The sequence below is a fragment of the Paraburkholderia steynii genome, from assembly GCF_900100565.1.
GTDB lineage: Bacteria > Pseudomonadota > Gammaproteobacteria > Burkholderiales > Burkholderiaceae > Paraburkholderia > Paraburkholderia terrae.
Genome location: NZ_FNDI01000004.1, coordinates 20052 through 36799, shown reverse-complemented (window position 1 = coordinate 36799; position 16748 = coordinate 20052). Strand labels below are relative to the sequence as shown.

The window sequence follows — 16748 nt, the reverse complement described above, 5'->3', positions numbered from 1 at the left end:
GATGACATGGCCAAGGAAACTCGCCGCTGGGGCCTGAGCGTCTCGAACCGGCTCACTCTCCGCAACGCAGATGCAGAAATTTCCAATCTGGAGAAAGCGCTGGCTGCAGACGGAACGCACTCGGTATTCGCTCAGACTTACTGGCGCCGGCGTCTGTATGAAATCCACGAAATGCCGGGGCTGGGACCTGCTCAACGTATCAAGCTGGAAAAGCTTCTCAGTATCCTGGAGGGGCACGAGAGGCGGATGAAATAGATGTCGCATCCACACTAAACAGTTTGCCGGCATGTGAAGCGAGAGACAGTCGCAGCTAGTGCGTCGCTTGCCCGCTCCGAAATTGGCTCGATATCACGTTGGAAAAAGCGCGCAACTGCCTGTACAGAGCTCGGAACGACGATAACCGTTCTAACAGTATTGGGGGCTGGAAACCATGTTATTTTGGCTTCGGCGTCGTCTCGATGATCCGATTGACGACGTTGCCCCCGCGGAAGAAGCCACCCATTCGTAAGTGCAACTGCAAAGTACGCTAAATGGACGCAATCAAACTGAAGAAGTACGCTCAACTGCTTGAGGGCGAGCTCAAACTGAATTTGGGTAAGAGCGGGGACATAGACTGGTTGGCGCAGTATCCGATATTGCTGAAAGCACTGGAGGATGCAAAGAAAGGCCGAATCGACGAGCCGCGCACTCTCGGATTAAATCGATGGATCTTCGAGTCCGATATTCAGAGTTTCGCTGCGTTATCTACCAGGTTGACTCAGTTTGAGAACCTTCTTCGTGGCTGGGAGCTTTCGACGGAAACTGATTGAAGCCAGGGGTGCGCACTGATCACACGGGGATTATTCTCAATCGGGATTTGTTACCTGGTCCGTAGATAACAACTTCTGTTCGTGACTTCGTGGGCTGGCTGCGCGCATCCGTGGGCAAGGCGAAGGACGGCAGCCACCTCACGCTGGCCGCCGGATATGGTCGAGCATGCGCGGAACAGGATACGCCTGGCTCTACATTGCTGCCAATGCCACAACTGGTTTCGCCATCAACCAATGCCGGGCTTCCTCTTTCATCGCCATTTCCAGTTTGCTTCCGCGCGTCGCAAAGATACGCCTCACGGGAAAACCGCTCTTTTCGAGCAGATATGCCAGCGGAGCATATTCACGCGGATACTTTGCAACGACGGAGGCGTCGATCGCCACGATGCCCACAGGAAAGGCAAACGAACCCATGTCGTACACGCTCTGGCGTTTGCATAGTTTCCACACGCCATTGCGCCGTTCAACTGTGTCGACGAAACGGTTGTGGGCAACACAACCCAATCCCAATTCGACGTTTTCTCCAACGATGACCGCATTGGTTTCCACCACCGCCCGGTCGCCGTTGAACGTCACAACGGGCGTGCCGATGAGATGCTTGGTCCGCAACGCGGATACGCCCATGCGCATTGAACCATCGACGAAATCGGTGAACGCTCCTTCGAACCAGGTGACTTCGATCTCGCCATCGGGATGGAACAGGTTGCGCAACTTGTCCCATTCGCCCAGATCGCGATGGATCCAGCCCGTGATCAGGTCGGTGATCTGCAAACGGTCTTCTACAGCGGTTGACATGCTCGAACTCCTTTAATGTGGCGTACTAAAAATGCCTCGAATAATCGCGATTCGATTCAATACTGTTATGCATTGGCCGATAACGACCCGCCGCTGAGAAACCGTCGAAGCACGGCGTTGAAGCGCTCGCCTGTATGTTGTGGCGCATGGCCGCCGCCTTCGATGACGACACGCTCACCGCCCAGTCGCACCGCCAGCGCATCGGTAATCCCTTCGTATGCGGCACTGTGCCCTCCCGACACATGCAGCTTCGGCATGTGCGCCACCGATAGCTCTCGCTCGGGAACGACCGCTTCCGACGGAGAACGAAAATGCCGTAGATGGCTCGCGAAGACTCGCAACGGCGGCGGCAATGGTTCGGGCAGCGGCTGCGTCGGCTCCAGTATCCTGAAGAGCGCGCGAAGATACGCCTCGTCTTCCGCAGGTGGATGCGCGGCAAGCCCCAGCGCCGCATAGTGAAATGCCGTCACTCGCGGATCGTCTTTGGCAATTGCGCTCGTGCCCGATTCAATCAGCGTCAGCGACGCAACGCGAGCGCAATCGCGGGCGACCGCCAGCATCGCAACGGCGGCTCCGTACGAATGGGCCACGACGTGATCGCCCGGTTCCAGAAGTTGCGCGACGTACGCTGCGTCCCGTTCGAAGTCTTCGCTGCCCGGCCATGGGCTTTTGCCGTAACCGGGTCGCGCCGGCATCACGAGTCGCCATTCATCGGCGAGCGGCCATTGCGCCTGCCACGCCATCGCTCCACCGATACCACCGCCGTGGACGAACACGATGCGAGGGCCGTCGCCGCGTTCGTCGACGACCATGCCTCCGGGGCCGTTGTACTGTTTCTCATCCATGTTCCGTTACCTGTTGGTTCGTGTCTCTACACGTTGTTGAATGCCGCGCCGCGATGGGGGTTCAGAAGCGCGTCGCCAGACCGACACGCAATGCGGTCTGCCGGTTCGAGCCGGACGGCGACAGCCCGTTGATCCAGGCGAACGCCGGGCCATCTCCGCCCGCCTGCTGGAATGCGCCTTCTACGTAGACATTGGTCCGCTTCGACAGCAGATACTGGACGCCGGCCGTCACCTGGCTCGCCTTGTTGTGCGCGAGTTGCGCATTGCCCTTCATGTACTGATAGTTCGCGCCGATAAGCCACGCCGCGCCCAGCCAGCGTGACACGCCGGCCTGCACCACCCACACCTCGCCGCCCGTCAGCGTATTTTTCGTGTCGGTAAAAAGCAGGTTGTAGCGATTGCCGAGGCCGTCGTACCGCATGCCGACGCCGTAATTGCGGATGCCTTCCTGACCATTGGCGAGTTCCGGGTAGTGCGCGTCGACATAGGTGCCGCCGATCGCGAAGTCGCCCGCAATGTAGTTCACCGAGAAGCCTGTCGTACGGTTGGCCTGGAACGATCCCGCCACGCCGCCGAAACCGTACATCGCGCCGACTGTCACACCGGCGACATTCGGCGATACGTACTTGACCGAGTTCTGCACGCGATGCGCGCCGCCGACGTTGTCGAACTCGAAGGCGCCCGTCGGATTCTCCGGTACGCCCAGTTTCGCGAACGGTCCCTGTCGCAGGTTGTAGAGACCGCCGTACGCATAGCCCGCGTCATAGCCGTTGTAGAAGAGCGTGTCGGTCATGAAGTCGTATTGGTTGCCCATCGTGAGCGTGCCGTATCTGTCGTTGGCGACGCCGATATAAGCGTTGCGCCCGAAGATCGAACCGGCGGGCATCGACGCACCCGTACCGATGTTGAACTGCGAGACCAGTGCAAACACGGCTTTCGTGCCACCGCCGAGATCTTCCGCGCCTTTGATCCCGAACATGCTCGGATAAAGAATCGAGTTGTCGAGTTTGTAGCTATGACTGCCTTTTTCGTTCGTCACGAATGTCAAGCCTTCGTCCAGTAACCCAAAAATCGTCGCGCTGCCTTGAGCGTGTGCGCCCACTGCAACGCACGCGACGCACGTCGCGACCGCAAGCTTTTTCATCGATGTCTCCGTTCCTGTTGTTGTCGTTATGGGCGCGTCTTGTTGCGCCGCTTTATGTGACTGCGTGTATGGGTCAGTACACCGCCTTCGCCCGATAAAGCCAGCCTGTGCCGAGCATTGCGATCGCGGCCACCAGCGCGGGCGCCGCGAAGACGGGAAACGCCACGGCTGGCGAGTGCAGCAGTGCGAGCAGCAGGCCGCCCGTCATCGAACCGATGATCGATCCCACCCGCCCGACACCGAGCGCCCAGCTGACACCCGTGGCCCGCGCCCGGGTTTCGTAGAAGCCCGCGACCAGCACATTCGCGCCCGTCTGCGCACCCGAGAGCCCCAGCCCCGAAAACCACACGGCTACCGCGAGCAGAACGGGGTTGTTCATCGCGTGCCCGATGCACGCGATTGAAATCGCCGCGACCACGTAAGACACGCTGAGCACGATGAACGGGTTCATGCGCCGCATCAGCGCGGCGTTGACGAGCGCGCCGACTGTGCCGCTGACGGGCAGCAGCGCACTCACCTGCGCGGCGCGTGCCGCGCTCATGCCGGAGTCGGCGAGCACGGAAGGCAGCCAGCTGCTGATCTGGTAATAGACCCACAGCGTGCAGAAGAACGCGAGCCACAAGAGCAGCGTGCCCTTCCGGTAGTGCGCGTTGAAGAGCGTCGCGTAAGGCCACGTCGATGCGGAGGGTGCGGCCGGCGTGGTCGACGTTGTGGGCGCATGCGTCACCGGTTCGGCGGCGATCGCGGCGGCGTCCGACAGACGATCCAGAACACGCTGCGCTTCGGCTTCGTACTTGCGCTTGCCGAGCATGAAGCGCAGCGACTCCGGCAGCATCCACCACAACAGCGGCGCGAGAACGAGCGGCGCGACCCCGCCCGCGACGAAAACGCCGCGCCAGCCCCAGACGGGCATGATGAGCGCCGCAAGCTGGCCGCCGAATGCGAGGCCGATCGTAAAGCCGCAGAACATCAGCGTGACGAGCATCGGACGATGCCGCTCCGGGCTGTACTCCGAACTGAGCGTGATGGCCGTCGGCATGCCACCGCCTAGCCCGACGCCCGTGAGGAAACGCAGCGCGATGAACCAGCCGGGCGTCGTCGCAAACGACGTCAACAGGCTGCCAAGGCCGAACAGCACAACCGACATCACGATCGTCCGCTTGCGTCCGATGCGATCGGCAAGCGGACCGAACACGAAACTGCCGACCGTCAGACCAACGAGTCCCGCGCCGAACATCGTTCCCAGTTGTTGCGGTCCCATCAGCCATTCGCGCTTGAGCAGCGGCGCGACGTAGCCGACTGAGGCGACGTCGAAACCATCCATCGCCACGACGAGAAAACACATCACGAGGACAACGATCTGTAATCCTGATGTTTTTCTCGCATTGATAAGACCTTCTGCCGTGATCGTGCTGCCGTTCATCGATTTGTCTCCTGATTGTGTGTGTAGGTGCCGCGTCTGTGCGCGGTCGATTGCATGGGGTCCAAGTTAAACGCAGCAGTGCTATAAATCTATACAATGTCTTTCATACCGAATATGAATCTGGTGCATAGATGGATCAGCCCGATCTCAACGCTCTGTACGTCATCGAAGCCCTTGCGCTCGAGCGCAGCGTGTCCCGCGCGGCAGACCGGCTCGGGCTGACGCAACCGGCCGTCAGTCACGCGCTCGCGCGTTTGCGTGAGTCGTTCCAGGACGATCTGTTCGTGCGCGCGGGTGCCGTGATGGCGCCCACGCCTGTCGGAGAAAAAGTGATCGACGGCGTGCAGCGTGCGTTGGCCGTCATCCGCCAGGACATCTGGCAGGCGAAGTCATTCGACGCCGCGACGACCACACGCACGTTTTCCGTGTGTCTGAGCGATATGGGCGTGATCGTGCTGCTGCCACGACTGCTTGCCGCGCTGCACGCACAGGCGCCGAACGCGACGCTGCGACCGATCCAGGTTCCGTCGGTGGAACTGGCGTCAGCGCTGCAGGACGGCGAGGTCGATCTGGCGATCGGCTATCTGGGGCGGTTAGGCGAGAACCTGCACCAGCAGTCGCTGTTCCGACGGTCGCTGGTCGGCATCATCGCGGGAAGCGGCACGCGCAAGACGGTGAAGATGTCGCTGGAGCGTTTCGTCGCGAGCCGGCACGTGGTCTCGGCGACGCTTGCGATCACCAACCAGCTGCTTGAAAAGGAACTGCGGCGGCAAGGCATGAAACTGCGGATCGGCGTGGACGTGCCCTATCTGCTCGCCGTGCCCGGCATCGTCGCCAATTCCGATTACATCGCCGTCGTGCCCGAAGAACTGGCTGCGCTCTTCTCGCGACTCGCAGCCGTCGACGTCTTCACGCTGCCGATTCCACTCGAAGACCTGACGGTGCAGCAGTTCTGGCACGCGCGCTATCACAACGATGCGGGGCATCGCTGGTTCAGGGCGCTGGTCGCCAGCACGTTGCGTCAGTGAGGCGCCTGCTAGCGGCCAACGACGCCGCTAGCAGGCCCGCATGAACTCACTGCCCTTCGTCGCGCACGCCGAGCGCGTTTTTCACCGACGCGACGCCAGCCACCGACTCAGTCGCATGCGCGGCAACGTCAGTCTGGGACTGCTCGGGCACCGTGCCCTGAAGCGTCACGACACCATTACGCGCGCGAACCGAAATGCCCGACGCGTTCAGCCCCTTCGTCCTCGCCAGTGCGTGCAACACGTCTTTCTGCAGCCGACGATCGGCGGCTTTCATCGCCTTCGGACTGGTGGCGGGCGAACTCGCCATCGCGGAAGCCGCGAGGGGCGAACTGGCGCTTTGCGCTTGCGCGTTAAAAGACGTCAGCCCGGCGATCGCGGCTGCGATCATACTCATCAGGTAGCCTGCTTTCATGCGTGTTCTCCTGTTGTCATTGTTGTGAGTGCCTGTCGCCCGCAGCGCGACTTACGCTTCGAGTGCGCCGACGCCCTCGTCGCTACGATCCGGCTCACCCGAGAGCGCGAGTCGCGACGTGAGCATGCCGGCCAGCGTGGGGAGATCGGACAGCGTATCCACCGCGCCGAACACGTAGTAATCCGGCCGCACGATCATCGCCTTCGCGCCGTGTTCGGCGAAGAACGTCTGATACTTTCCGCTCACGTCGTACAGCACGCGTCCCGCGACAACCTTGCTTTCATCGCGCGTAACGCCGATGCTCCGCGCACCGATGCGCGCGAGCGTAGCGAGCGTCTCACCGTCGAGATGCAAGTCCGGGTCGGCATCGAGCGCGATCACGTGGAAGCCATTGCCGATCGCTTCGTCGTAGCGCATCACTTCGCCGTCGTTGCGTACCTGCCCGTGAACGCTCAGTTGACCCGCGATACCGCCATCCGCGGAATTCTGTTCGATGCGGATCAGCCCATCCGTCAAGCCGGGGAAAGGCGGCAACGGCGGCACGTCGCCGGATAGATAGGACGCGTCGCGCCGCGCGGCCTGCTCCGGGTCCGAAATGCACACGACCTGCCCCATCGCGATCGACGCGTCGATCACGGCGCGTACCTGCGGCCGACGCTCGGGCGTGTAGCCGTCGAGCACATCGTCGCGCGCAATGCCCTTGAGGATCAGATCGAAACGCCACGCCAGATTCCATGCGTCGCGCAGACCCGAGCACATGCCCTGCCCCATGAACGGCGGCATCTGATGCGCGGCGTCGCCCGCAAGCAGCACGCGCCTCTCGCGCCAGTTCTCCGCGATCAGCGAGCGGAACGTGTACAGCGCGTAGCGAACCAGCGTGGCCTGCTCCGGCGTCACCCATTTCGACAGCAGCGACCACACCTTTTCGGACGTCTGCATTTCCTCGCGCGTCTCGTGCGGCAGGCGCATGAATTCCCATCGACGGTAGCCGGGGCCGCCGGGCACCATCGTCGTCGGTCGCGCCGGGTTGCACCACTGTCCGATGTCGGGTACGTCGAGCTTGACGCCTTCATGCGGCTGAAGGTCGATCACGAGCCAGTCTTCCTGGAAGCCCAGATCCTCGAACGTAATGCCAAGCGACTTGCGCACGAAACTGTTCGCGCCATCCGCGCCGACCACATAGCGCGCGCGTACCGTGCGCGTTTCATCCGTCAGCACCCAGGTGCCGTTCTCGTTGTGGCTGCGGCGCAGCGTGACTTCGCAATAGTCGGCCTGCTGGCGCAGGTCGACGGCTTCCCAGCCCTGATTCACCGACACCGTTGCGAGCGACTTCGCCTTGCGGTCGAGCAACGCTTCGAGCGAAGGTTGATTGAACAGATAGCCGACGGGACCGTCGCTGATCGACTCGGCCGACCAGTCGATTTCGACCAGCGTCTTCCAGTCCGCGTTGAACCACTGATACTTGGCCGACGGCTGCGAAATGGCCTCGATCTCCTCACCGATTCCCATCGCGTGAAAGACGCGGCGAATCTCGTGATCGTGGAATACGGCGCGCGGCAGCGGATACAGCGACGGCCACCGCTCGTAGACGGCGACGTCGTAGCCGCGCTCGCCGAGCAGAATGGCCAGCGATTGTCCGACGGGACCGTAGCCGATGATGACGACGTCATGAATGTGGGAGTCGGTCATGTGATTTCACCTTCGAAAAGTGCGAGTTGTGCCCTGGCGCCGCGCGTTTCCGGCTGCCATTCAATGCACGACGGGAAGAAATGCGATCAGCCTTTCGGCATCACGGCTGCGGCCCTATGCAGGCGCCTCGGTGTTGCGGATGAAGTTGTCGGGCACGGGCGGGCCCCACAGGTACAGCGAATCGTGCGGCTCGTAGTCGCCTGCGGGCCACGTCTGACCTGCCGACACGAAGTCGATGTCGGCCGAGTATTCGCAGAACGAACCCCACGGATCTTCGACGTAGTGGAAGTAATTCGAGCCGAGCACATGGCGACCCGTGCCCCAGCCTTTCGGATAGCCGGCTGCCGCCATCTGCGATGCGCCTTCGCCGACCATGTTGACGTCGTCCACGTCCCATGCCGCGTGATGCCAGCCGCGCGCGTGGCTCTTCGCAAACGCGACCAGATGATGATCGCTGCCGTGCGGCGCATGCGTGAACGCGATGATGTCCTGCGACTTGTCCGAGAGCCGCAAGCCAAGCGCGTTGGCGTAGAAGTCGAGCGCGCGCAACACGTCGGGCGTGAACAGCAGCACATGCGAAAGACGCCGCGGATGCACGACCTTCGATTCGGAACGCGTGTGCGAGCCGCGCGCATCGGCGGGACAACCTGCGATCATGCTCGCCTTCTTGGACGAAGGACTCGTCTTCGGGCCGACCTTGACCTGCAAAAGGTTGCCGTCCGGATCGCGGAACCAGATTCCGTCCTGTTCTGCGCCAACCACGAACTGCGCGCCAGCGTCCGCGATGCGTGCATACAGTGCGTCGAAGTCGGCGGCGAAGCAGTTGAACGACAGATACGCAAGCGACTTCCGCGCGGCGGGCAGGATGCGCGCCCAGCGATGGCCGTCCGCCGCGTATAGCGCGAGTTCCTGCCGACGCTCGCCGGCAGTTTCGACACGAAGCCCGAAGCTGCGATAAAAGTGCGCGGCCTCTTCGATCGACGGAACGTTCAACGCGAAGTGGTCGATCGAATGGACGCTCGCGCGTGCGGAGGCTGCCGGATTGACGGTCATCTCTGTCTCCATCTTCTGGATTCGCCCGCTCGACGGCGGGCTGTCTCAACGATTATCGGAAATCACTCAGCGGATTCGTCGGCGATGACGTTGCGCAGCGTGCCGATCTTCTCGACACTGACCTCGCACACGTCGCCCGCTTTCATCAGCAGCTTCGGCGAGCGCGCCCAGCCGATGCCCGACGGCGTGCCCGACACGATGACATCGCCCGCTTCCAGCGTGATGGCCACGCTGATGATGCTGATCAGGCTCTCGACATCGAACACCATCTCGTCCGTACACGCCGACTGCACCACTTCGCCGTTCAGGCGTGTTTCAAGCCGCAAGCCCTTTACGCCCGGCGGCAACTCGTCGGCCGTGACGAGATCGGGGCCGAATGCGCCCGTGCCGTCGAAGTTCTTGCCAACCGTCCATTGCGGCGTCTTGAACTGGTACTCGCGCACCGATCCGTCGTTGAACACCGAGTAGCCGGCGACGTGCGAAAGCGCAGCGTCCTTGCTGATGTGGCGCCCACCCTTGCCGATCACCACCGCGATCTCGCCTTCGTAATCGAGACCTTCGGAATCGGTCACGCGCGGCCGGATCATCGGCTGATCGTGCGCAATCAAGCTCGTCGCGACGCGGAAGAACAGCGTCGGATAGTCGGGCTGCTCGTATTTGCTTTCGGACGTGTGGTCCGAGAAATTCAGGCCGACGCAGATGATCTTGGGCGGCCGGGAAAGCGGCGGAAGAAAGCGGATCTGCGAGACGGGCACGCGTTCCTGCGAAGCATGTTCGCGCGCGTATCCCACCAGATCGACGCCTCGCGCCAGCAAAGACTCCAACGTCTCGCTGCCAATTACCCGCACTTGTTCGCCTTCGCGGATACCCAGCGCGGCCTTGCCGTCCCGTTCAAAACTCACCAGTCGCATGTGTGTCTCCTGACATTCGATGCAGACGAGCCATCGGCTCACCTTGTTTTGACAAATTCGTCATAACGAATATTAGTCGTTTTGACAAAAACGTCAATTAGAATGGCGCCAGGACAAACCCGTACAATGGGACGGCGTTGCGACGAAGGATGAAAGACCGAATGAAAGAGCCCGAGGACAACTATCAAAGCCGTGTCGGCGCGCTGCGTCGTGAAAAGACGCGCAACCGTCTGATCGAGAGCGCGCTGGCTGTTTTCGCCGAGAAAGGACCCGACGCGCCGATGATCGACGACTTCATCGCGGCGGCGGGTGTGGCGCGCGGGACGTTCTACAACTATTTCCGGACCACTTCCGAATTGCTCGTGGCCGTCGCGGGCGAAAGCAGCGACGAAGTGCTCGAGGTCATCGATCCCCTCGTTCTGAATGAGCCGGACCCCGCGAGACGGGTTGTCGTCGGTTCGCGGTTGTACATGACGATGGCCGTCCGTTATCCGCTGTGGGGCGCGTTCATTACGCGAGTGGGTACGCGGCGCGGCTCACGCGGCCGGTTGCTCGATGAATACCTGACTCGCGATCTTCAACTCGCGATTGACGCGGGCCGGTTCCATGTAGGGCACGTTACCGTTGCGCGTGATATCGCCCTGGGCGCAATCATGTATGGCATCGAAACGCTACTGTCTGGTGAAGCGCCCGACGACTACACCGAACAGTCCATGTTCGCCCTGCTACGAGGTTTCGGCGTCGACGAGGCCGAAGCACGCGAACTCGCATTTGCGCCAATCGCAGATTGCGGCCGGCCTCAGGGCGTGGTGTTCGAGAAAGTCGTCTGATCCGTTTGCCGCGCCGGCCTTTCATTGCTTTGCTGTCAACGACAGGCTTCCTTCCTGTGCATGTGCCGGTCCGGAGGTCAGGAGGCGTTGAGGGTGGTTCGGCGCATGCCGGCAGGCACCGAACGAGCCTCAACGAACCCGGAAGTTCGCGATGGAAACGCGATGCCTGGAAGGCTACGCATGCCGTTCCCGATGGGCCGGTGAAGACGACGGAGCAAGTACCATAGTGGAGACTTGGCCATCGTTTTCGATTTCGACAAAACCGATTCTGCTGTACCAGTCATAGGCAACTTGGTTGCATACGAGTACATTCAAGTACAGCGGTTTTTGTAAGTGACTGGACAACGACATCACCTTGGCAATCACTGCGCGGCCAATTGACCTGTTTTGCATTTCCGGCACGACACAAAGCATCCGCAGCCATACGAGATCGGGTTCGACCTCCCAGTGTACAAACCCGCATTGGTTGTCTTCCCATGTCACTATTTGACAAGCGCCTTGGCGAAGGCTTTTGGCAAACCCAGCCCGCTGCAGGTTGTCATCCCAGCCATACGCCGAGGTAACGAAACCTTTCATCGTTCGCCGATACGTGTCAAATAGCCATTCCGAGTCTTCAGGTACAGCCTGCCGATAATCCAGATTCATCACAACCGCCGATCGAGATACGCAGGTCTTCCCCAGAATATCGGATGCAAGGGATTGGCATCAATCGATAGATGCCAGCGAGTGTCGACGGATGCGTAATGACGTTCAATGAACGTTTTGGGTTGGCGATCTGCGCCGGCCTGCCAGGGCTCGCGACGAACCGCTGAAATCGACTCAGAGCCGCCAGGTTGCTCTGCTGTAGCGGACATCGATTGAGACAGCCGCAGGCACTGATGTAGTCGTCGCACAGACCATGATTCGCTGCCGCCGACACAGAACTCACTCCGCGTGAAATCGGGCCGATCGACTTCGCGCAAAGACACCTGATCCACCATCTACCGACTCAACACCATGCGAGAGAGTCGCCCGTGTCGTAACGCCCCTTCGGTCGTCGCATCGATCATGGGCCCTCCACCTGATAGCCCTTCGATGGGTTGCCGCCTTCCCGCATTGCGGGCTGATTTTGATGTTGCAGAAGAATCCGGAAGATGAGTCCGTGCGTGATCAGCAGTAGTGGTACAACGAGAGTCGGAATGAAGTAAGTCGCGCCCAACTGCCCCGCCACGAGCCCGGCATCATTGGCCTGATAGAACGCGTTCAGGAGATCTGCCAGGCCCCACAAGTTGAATATCCAGGCGACTACAATGCCAGCCCCGCGTGGCAGCAATACCAGCGATAGCGACGCGAGCGTCGCCGCAACGAGATCCCCGTAGGCGGCGCAATTCGCGAAGGCAGACGGCAGATCGGGCGACACGACGCCTGGGACGAGGAATGCCAACCCAATGAAGCGGAAGCTGTGCAGGATGAGAAGAGGCCGCAGCGCATCGACCGGTCGCAGGAAGCGGAGTTTTGGCCAGATGTATCGCCTGGTGACGACTCCCCACGTGCTGAAGCTGAATGCGATGCTAACGAAAAACCAGAGCTGGGGCAGCATGAGTCTCTCCTTTGGTTCGAATTCCCGCGATCGATCGTGAGAACTTAAGCGCGCTGTGTGCGTAGCGCTGCGATCACAGCGCTTCGCTCCGCGTGAGCCATGGCATGCTCGCGCAGCCAGACCTTGGATTCAGGGGCAAACTGCGGTTCTGACGGGAACGGGCAACGTAGTTCACGGTCGTAGCGCTCAAGATCGAAACCGGGGCTGAGCGGGGCGATCACGAATTGCGCGAACTGGCGAAGCCAATTGCCAGGCGTCCGCCGGTTGCCTGGAAGCGCCGCGTAGCGACGCGCGATCGTCTCGAAGTCCTCGGCGGGTTGACCGGTCACATCGGGGACGTCCGTGGTCGGAGCGCCCAGCTCGAAAGCCCCGCGTCTGTGATCGTCAATGTAGTAACGAACGCCGCTGATCAGGTCGATCGGCAAGCCGCCCATCCGGGCGGCCTTCATGAATAGCCAGTTCGGCATTGGCACGACCTTGACCGATCGTCCGACGGCCCGGCCGATCGCCTTGGCCATGTCCTCCGCGCCAAGGAGTTCCGGTCCAGTGGGGCGGTAGCGCTTCCCGGCGTGCCGCGCAGGATCCATCAGGGCCGCGACGGCGACTCGCGCGATATCCTCATTGGACGGTGGCGCGTTACGGCTATCGCCATAGATCCAGGGAAATGCTCCGAGGTGGGCAGCAAATCCAGTCAGTGCGAGGTAGGCGTCAGCGAAGAAGCCCGGTCTTACGATCGTATGCGCGACTCCCGGCGTCATCGAGAACAGCCGATCGACGAGCCAGAGCTGCCGGGTCATGAGAGAGGGATGCGAGGGACTCGACAGCCACTGGGTCAGGCTAACGATGTGTTCGAGCCCGGATTCCCTGGCGGCGACGGCGAACGCGACTGCGCCCTGAATCATGTAGGGATCGAAAGGCGGACAAAAGTAGGCGCGCTGAACGTCTTTCATCGCATCGGCGACGCGCTCGACATCACTCATGTCGGCAACCGCTATCTCGGCCCCCTGCGCTTTCAGCCGCACGCTGCGCCCATCTTCCCGATGCACCATGGCGCGTACGGGGTAGCCGGCCTTCAGCAATTCGGCAACGACGACGCTGCCTGTCTTCCCGGTCGCACCGGTTACGAGGATCCTTGGCTTGAGCATGATCGCCTCCGAACAGTCGCGGTACTTGCGAGTACCAGATGGTCGTTCCAGTATGGTACTATGCGGTACCGAATGTCAAGAGAGACGACGATGGCCACGGTATCGCAGTCAAAGGACCGCCTGGAAGGCCGCGACGAAACTGAGGTGCGCGCGCGTATTCTCGATGCAGCCTTTGCGTCGTTCATGACGAGTGGCTACGCGGCGACCAGCACGCTTGAGATCGCCACGCGCGCGCGGGTTTCGAAACGAGAACTTTATGCGCTGGTTGGCAATAAGAAGGAAATGCTAATCGCGTGCATCAGCGCGCGCGCCACGAGACTGCAGGTACCCGCCGACCTGCCTGTGCCGCACGACCGCGAGACACTCACACAGGTACTGACTTCCCTCGGGACGCAGCTCGTCCGCGAGATCACCGATCCAACGGTCATCGCGGTCTTCCGACTGGCAATCGCCGAGGCGGTCCACGCGCCCGAGGTTGCGCAAGCGCTCGACTCAACAGGGCGAGAGGCAAGCCGCGCCGCCTTGCGTCAGATCATGGCCCGGGCTCAGGCGTCCGGACTTCTCAATGGCCGTCCTGTCGACCTTGCCGAACAGTTCAGCGGGTTGCTGTGGGGTAATTTGATGGTCAGCCTGCTGCTTGGCGTCGCCGAGCGGCCGAACTCACGCGAGGTCGCGGCACGTGCCCGCAACGCCACAGCGGTCTTTCTTCAACTTCATCCGCTCCCGTAACGCTGCGATGCCCCGCCAGTACATTTAATGCGGGATGCTGATCAGCAATCCTGATATCCAGTCGGATGTCGGGATTGCGGGTGAAGAACTTCGGCAAATCCGGAATGACGCTCGATTTAGCCACTAGCGAGGGGATGTAGACGCGAACTGTTCCGGCTCGGATGTTGGTCCGGGGTGGGGCACTCAACCGATTTTTTCGAATGCGGCTTTGTACAGGGTTCGCTTCGGCTGGGCAAAGACTCGCCGTACCATCGGTTCGAAGAACTCAAGCGGCAGCGTTTCCGCATCCGGATCGAAGGCCGCCGCGTCATATTTCTCGCAGAAAAGCGCGGTACGTTTGAACAACTCCGGCACGTCGCGATAGTTATCGCGCAGATTGCGGTCCATGCCCATGTGATGGAAGAAGTAATACCCCTGGAAGATCGCATGGTGTTTGACCATCCAGTGATTTTCCGCACTGACGAATGGCTCCAGCAGTACTGCTGCAACGTCGGCATGGTTGTAACTTCCCAGCGTATCGCCAATGTCGTGCAGCAGCGCGCAGACCACGTATTCCTCGTCCTGGCCGTCGCGATGCGCCAGCGACGCAGTCTGCAAGCTATGCGTCAGACGATCGACAGGAAAGCCGCCAAAGTCGCCATCCAGCAAGCGCAGGTGGTCCAGCAGGCGGCCAGGCAGTCCTTTGGCGAAAGGTCCAACCTCATTGCCAATGATCGCCCAATCCTGCTCGGTACCCTCGCGCATATGGCGGAACGCGGCGCACTGTTCATTGTGTTCCATGGGACTACTCCTTCTCTGTGACAGGAACTTCATTATTTGAGCGAGGGAGATATAAAATCCAATAACTGGAAGGTCAAGATCCATAACCGCAGGGAATGGCATGATTGATGGTGACCTTACCTACTTCCTGACCATTGCGAGTGCCGGAACGCTGGCGCGCGCCGCCGAGCAACTTGGCATTTCCCAGCCGGCCGTGACCAAGGCGATACAGCGTCTGGAACGCAAGGTGGGAGTAACGTTGGTCGAGCGCACCGCACGCGGCTCGGTATTGACCGAGGCGGGCAAGATATTTCATACACGGGTATTGGGTGCGTCCATGCAACTCGATAGTGCGCTGCAGGAAGTGCGCGATATTGGTGGAGGACACGCGGGCCTGCTGCGCATCGGTGCCACGCCGGCCACCACGAGTTTCGCGCTGCGCTCGCTGTTCCCAACGCTGCTGGTGGAGCGGCCCGCCGCACGCGTCAATGTGACGACAGCGTTTAGCGACACGCTTTTGGACGCCATCGACAAGCGTGAAGTAGAACTGGCTGTATGCCCCTTGCCCGACACATTGGACGCATCCATGGCCAAGGAGCTTCTGTATGACGATCACTACAGCTTGATGGTTAGCACTACAAACCCTCTGGCTGATCGGGAATCGATCACGCTACACGATCTGGTGGAGTGCTCATGGGCCGCGTCAAGTCGACAGGAATTTGCACGTGTGCAGCTCGAGCAAGCCTTTGCAAAACAGGGCTACCCGCGTATGCGCATCGTGGCCGAGGCCAATAGTCTGGCCGCGTTGATTCTTATCGTATCCACCACACGGCTGGTCAGCTTGATCAACGCGCGCAGCTTCGACCTTGGCCCCCTACCGTTCAACATTGCTGTACGCCCGATCCAGTTCGACGGCCTGCGGCGTCAGGTCGGACTGATTCGAAGGGCCGGCTACCTATCCCCGATCGCCCAACGCGCTCAGGAAATTTTGCGCAACGCAGCCCGGGAGTTATAAGCCTATACGCCTCGAATCGCAACTGGCGGCTATGGTCGAGCACTTACCTTCCGGGTCGGCTGCTCGAATGGCCATTGCAATTCGTGAACCTGCCGTCGAAGTCGCGCCGGATCGAAGGCGGGTTAGGGTCGTGATTGCGCGTTCAGTTGCACCTTGAGTCATCGTTCGCAGTTGATGGCAAGCGAACGTCAGGAATGCAGCCCGCAGCCGCCTCTCTATGGCGGATAACCGAACTGTACTCGTAAGTTATCGGGCAAGCCTCCGGGCGCGGAAGCCGTCCGCGCGACGGCGTCGACGGACGGTAGCTGAAGTGCCCACCTGCGAGGCTCGCGTAAATTCACAGAAGGCGGGCGTCAAAGTCGGCTACCGCTGCTCCGTGGCGAGACTGCCTGGTGCGCAACAGGGTTTGTGCGCGCAAGCCGCCTTTGCCGGCATGACGAGCAGGGGACGTTCTCGCGGTCGTGTGTGCGACTCGCACCTGCACCCTCCACTACCCTAACCCTCCCTGAAATGCCGTGATGGCGGTGTACTATCGTGATCGCGGGACCGTTTGCGCACGACATCCATATACGTCTTCGCGGA

18 protein-coding genes are annotated in these 16748 nt (G+C 61.0%); 6 read left to right on the top strand and 12 right to left on the bottom strand.

Translation table 11 applies throughout. The features are described from left to right. Positions 1-6: 6 nt before the first annotated feature. Both BLT65_RS08930 and BLT65_RS08925 read left to right on the top strand, forming a co-directional pair. Complete coding sequence (locus BLT65_RS08930; protein ID WP_229513667.1) at positions 7-255, top strand: hypothetical protein; 249 nt, start codon at positions 7-9, stop codon at positions 253-255. 275 nt (positions 256-530) lie between these two features. Continuing rightward, the gene (locus BLT65_RS08925) at positions 531-809 is read left to right on the top strand and encodes a hypothetical protein (RefSeq protein ID WP_091777057.1); all 279 of its coding nucleotides are present in this window, start codon (positions 531-533) and stop codon (positions 807-809) included. Between the two features lie 192 nt (positions 810-1001). On the opposite strand, the gene BLT65_RS08920 is transcribed toward BLT65_RS08925, so the two are convergent. From BLT65_RS08920 to BLT65_RS08905, 4 genes are all read right to left on the bottom strand, one after another. After that, positions 1002-1604, bottom strand: coding sequence for a nuclear transport factor 2 family protein (locus BLT65_RS08920; protein WP_091777055.1), 603 nt, complete (start codon positions 1602-1604; stop codon positions 1002-1004). Between the two features lie 65 nt (positions 1605-1669). Beyond that, positions 1670-2449 (bottom strand): alpha/beta fold hydrolase, encoded by a 780-nt coding sequence (locus BLT65_RS08915; RefSeq protein WP_091777053.1) that lies wholly within the window; start codon positions 2447-2449, stop codon positions 1670-1672. A 61-nt stretch (positions 2450-2510) separates the two neighbouring features. Then, entirely contained in the window at positions 2511-3593 is a 1083-nt protein-coding gene (locus BLT65_RS08910; protein WP_091777050.1) for a porin, read from the bottom strand. A 73-nt stretch (positions 3594-3666) separates the two neighbouring features. Next, complete coding sequence (locus BLT65_RS08905) at positions 3667-5016, bottom strand: MFS transporter (RefSeq protein ID WP_091777048.1); 1350 nt, start codon at positions 5014-5016, stop codon at positions 3667-3669. 131 nt (positions 5017-5147) lie between these two features. Here BLT65_RS08905 and BLT65_RS08900 point away from each other — a divergent pair, with 131 nt between their 5' ends. Further along, positions 5148-6044: a LysR family transcriptional regulator gene (locus BLT65_RS08900; protein ID WP_091777046.1), complete on the top strand. Its 897-nt coding sequence runs from the start codon at positions 5148-5150 to the stop codon at positions 6042-6044. A gap of 46 nt (positions 6045-6090) precedes the next feature. On the opposite strand, the gene BLT65_RS08895 is transcribed toward BLT65_RS08900, so the two are convergent. From BLT65_RS08895 to BLT65_RS08880, 4 genes are all read right to left on the bottom strand, one after another. Next, on the bottom strand, positions 6091-6456 hold the full coding sequence (locus tag BLT65_RS08895; RefSeq protein ID WP_091777044.1) for a BON domain-containing protein: 366 nt from the start codon (positions 6454-6456) through the stop codon (positions 6091-6093). Positions 6457-6507: 51 nt separating this feature from the next. Continuing rightward, positions 6508-8145 carry a bifunctional 3-(3-hydroxy-phenyl)propionate/3-hydroxycinnamic acid hydroxylase MhpA gene (gene mhpA, locus BLT65_RS08890; RefSeq protein ID WP_091777042.1) on the bottom strand — a complete coding sequence of 546 codons (1638 nt, stop codon included), beginning with the start codon at positions 8143-8145 and terminating at the stop codon, positions 6508-6510. 114 nt (positions 8146-8259) lie between these two features. After that, a complete protein-coding gene (locus BLT65_RS08885; protein ID WP_091777040.1) occupies positions 8260-9198 on the bottom strand; it encodes a VOC family protein in 939 nt (312 codons plus the stop codon). A 62-nt stretch (positions 9199-9260) separates the two neighbouring features. Then, a complete protein-coding gene (locus tag BLT65_RS08880) occupies positions 9261-10109 on the bottom strand; it encodes a fumarylacetoacetate hydrolase family protein (RefSeq protein WP_091777038.1) in 849 nt (282 codons plus the stop codon). Positions 10110-10270: 161 nt separating this feature from the next. Between BLT65_RS08880 and BLT65_RS08875 the strand changes: the two genes are divergently transcribed. Then, positions 10271-10939 carry a TetR/AcrR family transcriptional regulator gene (locus BLT65_RS08875; RefSeq protein ID WP_042304667.1) on the top strand — a complete coding sequence of 223 codons (669 nt, stop codon included), beginning with the start codon at positions 10271-10273 and terminating at the stop codon, positions 10937-10939. Positions 10940-11113: 174 nt separating this feature from the next. Here BLT65_RS08875 and BLT65_RS08870 read toward each other — a convergent pair whose 3' ends face one another. The 3 genes from BLT65_RS08870 to BLT65_RS08860 all read right to left on the bottom strand — a co-directional run bounded on the left by BLT65_RS08870 (position 11114) and on the right by BLT65_RS08860 (position 13663). Next, on the bottom strand, positions 11114-11584 hold the full coding sequence (locus tag BLT65_RS08870; RefSeq protein ID WP_091777036.1) for a GNAT family N-acetyltransferase: 471 nt from the start codon (positions 11582-11584) through the stop codon (positions 11114-11116). Positions 11585-11984: 400 nt separating this feature from the next. Further along, positions 11985-12518, bottom strand: coding sequence for a hypothetical protein (locus BLT65_RS08865; RefSeq protein ID WP_091777034.1), 534 nt, complete (start codon positions 12516-12518; stop codon positions 11985-11987). Positions 12519-12562: 44 nt separating this feature from the next. Then, complete coding sequence (locus tag BLT65_RS08860) at positions 12563-13663, bottom strand: NmrA family NAD(P)-binding protein (RefSeq protein ID WP_091777032.1); 1101 nt, start codon at positions 13661-13663, stop codon at positions 12563-12565. A 90-nt stretch (positions 13664-13753) separates the two neighbouring features. Between BLT65_RS08860 and BLT65_RS08855 the strand changes: the two genes are divergently transcribed. Further along, the gene (locus BLT65_RS08855; protein ID WP_091777030.1) at positions 13754-14392 is read left to right on the top strand and encodes a TetR/AcrR family transcriptional regulator; all 639 of its coding nucleotides are present in this window, start codon (positions 13754-13756) and stop codon (positions 14390-14392) included. Positions 14393-14575: 183 nt separating this feature from the next. On the opposite strand, the gene BLT65_RS08845 is transcribed toward BLT65_RS08855, so the two are convergent. Further along, complete coding sequence (locus tag BLT65_RS08845; RefSeq protein WP_091777026.1) at positions 14576-15172, bottom strand: HD domain-containing protein; 597 nt, start codon at positions 15170-15172, stop codon at positions 14576-14578. A 100-nt stretch (positions 15173-15272) separates the two neighbouring features. Between BLT65_RS08845 and BLT65_RS08840 the strand changes: the two genes are divergently transcribed. Beyond that, positions 15273-16166: a LysR family transcriptional regulator gene (locus BLT65_RS08840; RefSeq protein ID WP_091777024.1), complete on the top strand. Its 894-nt coding sequence runs from the start codon at positions 15273-15275 to the stop codon at positions 16164-16166. Positions 16167-16748: the final 582 nt, after the last annotated feature.

Bases quoted from the DNA above. Each gene is read 5' to 3' on its own strand.
- BLT65_RS08930 (WP_229513667.1), top strand. From the start codon at position 7: ATGGCCAAGGAAACTCGCCGCTGGGGCCTGAGCGTCTCGAACCGGCTC.
- BLT65_RS08925 (WP_091777057.1), top strand. From the start codon at position 531: ATGGACGCAATCAAACTGAAGAAGTACGCTCAACTGCTTGAGGGCGAG.
- BLT65_RS08920 (WP_091777055.1), bottom strand. From the start codon at position 1,604: ATGTCAACCGCTGTAGAAGACCGTTTGCAGATCACCGACCTGATCACG.
- BLT65_RS08915 (WP_091777053.1), bottom strand. From the start codon at position 2,449: ATGGATGAGAAACAGTACAACGGCCCCGGAGGCATGGTCGTCGACGAA.
- BLT65_RS08910 (WP_091777050.1), bottom strand. From the start codon at position 3,593: ATGAAAAAGCTTGCGGTCGCGACGTGCGTCGCGTGCGTTGCAGTGGGC.
- BLT65_RS08905 (WP_091777048.1), bottom strand. From the start codon at position 5,016: ATGAACGGCAGCACGATCACGGCAGAAGGTCTTATCAATGCGAGAAAA.
- BLT65_RS08900 (WP_091777046.1), top strand. From the start codon at position 5,148: ATGGATCAGCCCGATCTCAACGCTCTGTACGTCATCGAAGCCCTTGCG.
- BLT65_RS08895 (WP_091777044.1), bottom strand. From the start codon at position 6,456: ATGAAAGCAGGCTACCTGATGAGTATGATCGCAGCCGCGATCGCCGGG.
- mhpA (WP_091777042.1), bottom strand. From the start codon at position 8,145: ATGACCGACTCCCACATTCATGACGTCGTCATCATCGGCTACGGTCCC.
- BLT65_RS08885 (WP_091777040.1), bottom strand. From the start codon at position 9,198: ATGACCGTCAATCCGGCAGCCTCCGCACGCGCGAGCGTCCATTCGATC.
- BLT65_RS08880 (WP_091777038.1), bottom strand. From the start codon at position 10,109: ATGCGACTGGTGAGTTTTGAACGGGACGGCAAGGCCGCGCTGGGTATC.
- BLT65_RS08875 (WP_042304667.1), top strand. From the start codon at position 10,271: ATGAAAGAGCCCGAGGACAACTATCAAAGCCGTGTCGGCGCGCTGCGT.
- BLT65_RS08870 (WP_091777036.1), bottom strand. From the start codon at position 11,584: ATGAATCTGGATTATCGGCAGGCTGTACCTGAAGACTCGGAATGGCTA.
- BLT65_RS08865 (WP_091777034.1), bottom strand. From the start codon at position 12,518: ATGCTGCCCCAGCTCTGGTTTTTCGTTAGCATCGCATTCAGCTTCAGC.
- BLT65_RS08860 (WP_091777032.1), bottom strand. From the start codon at position 13,663: ATGCTCAAGCCAAGGATCCTCGTAACCGGTGCGACCGGGAAGACAGGC.
- BLT65_RS08855 (WP_091777030.1), top strand. From the start codon at position 13,754: ATGGCCACGGTATCGCAGTCAAAGGACCGCCTGGAAGGCCGCGACGAA.
- BLT65_RS08845 (WP_091777026.1), bottom strand. From the start codon at position 15,172: ATGGAACACAATGAACAGTGCGCCGCGTTCCGCCATATGCGCGAGGGT.
- BLT65_RS08840 (WP_091777024.1), top strand. From the start codon at position 15,273: ATGATTGATGGTGACCTTACCTACTTCCTGACCATTGCGAGTGCCGGA.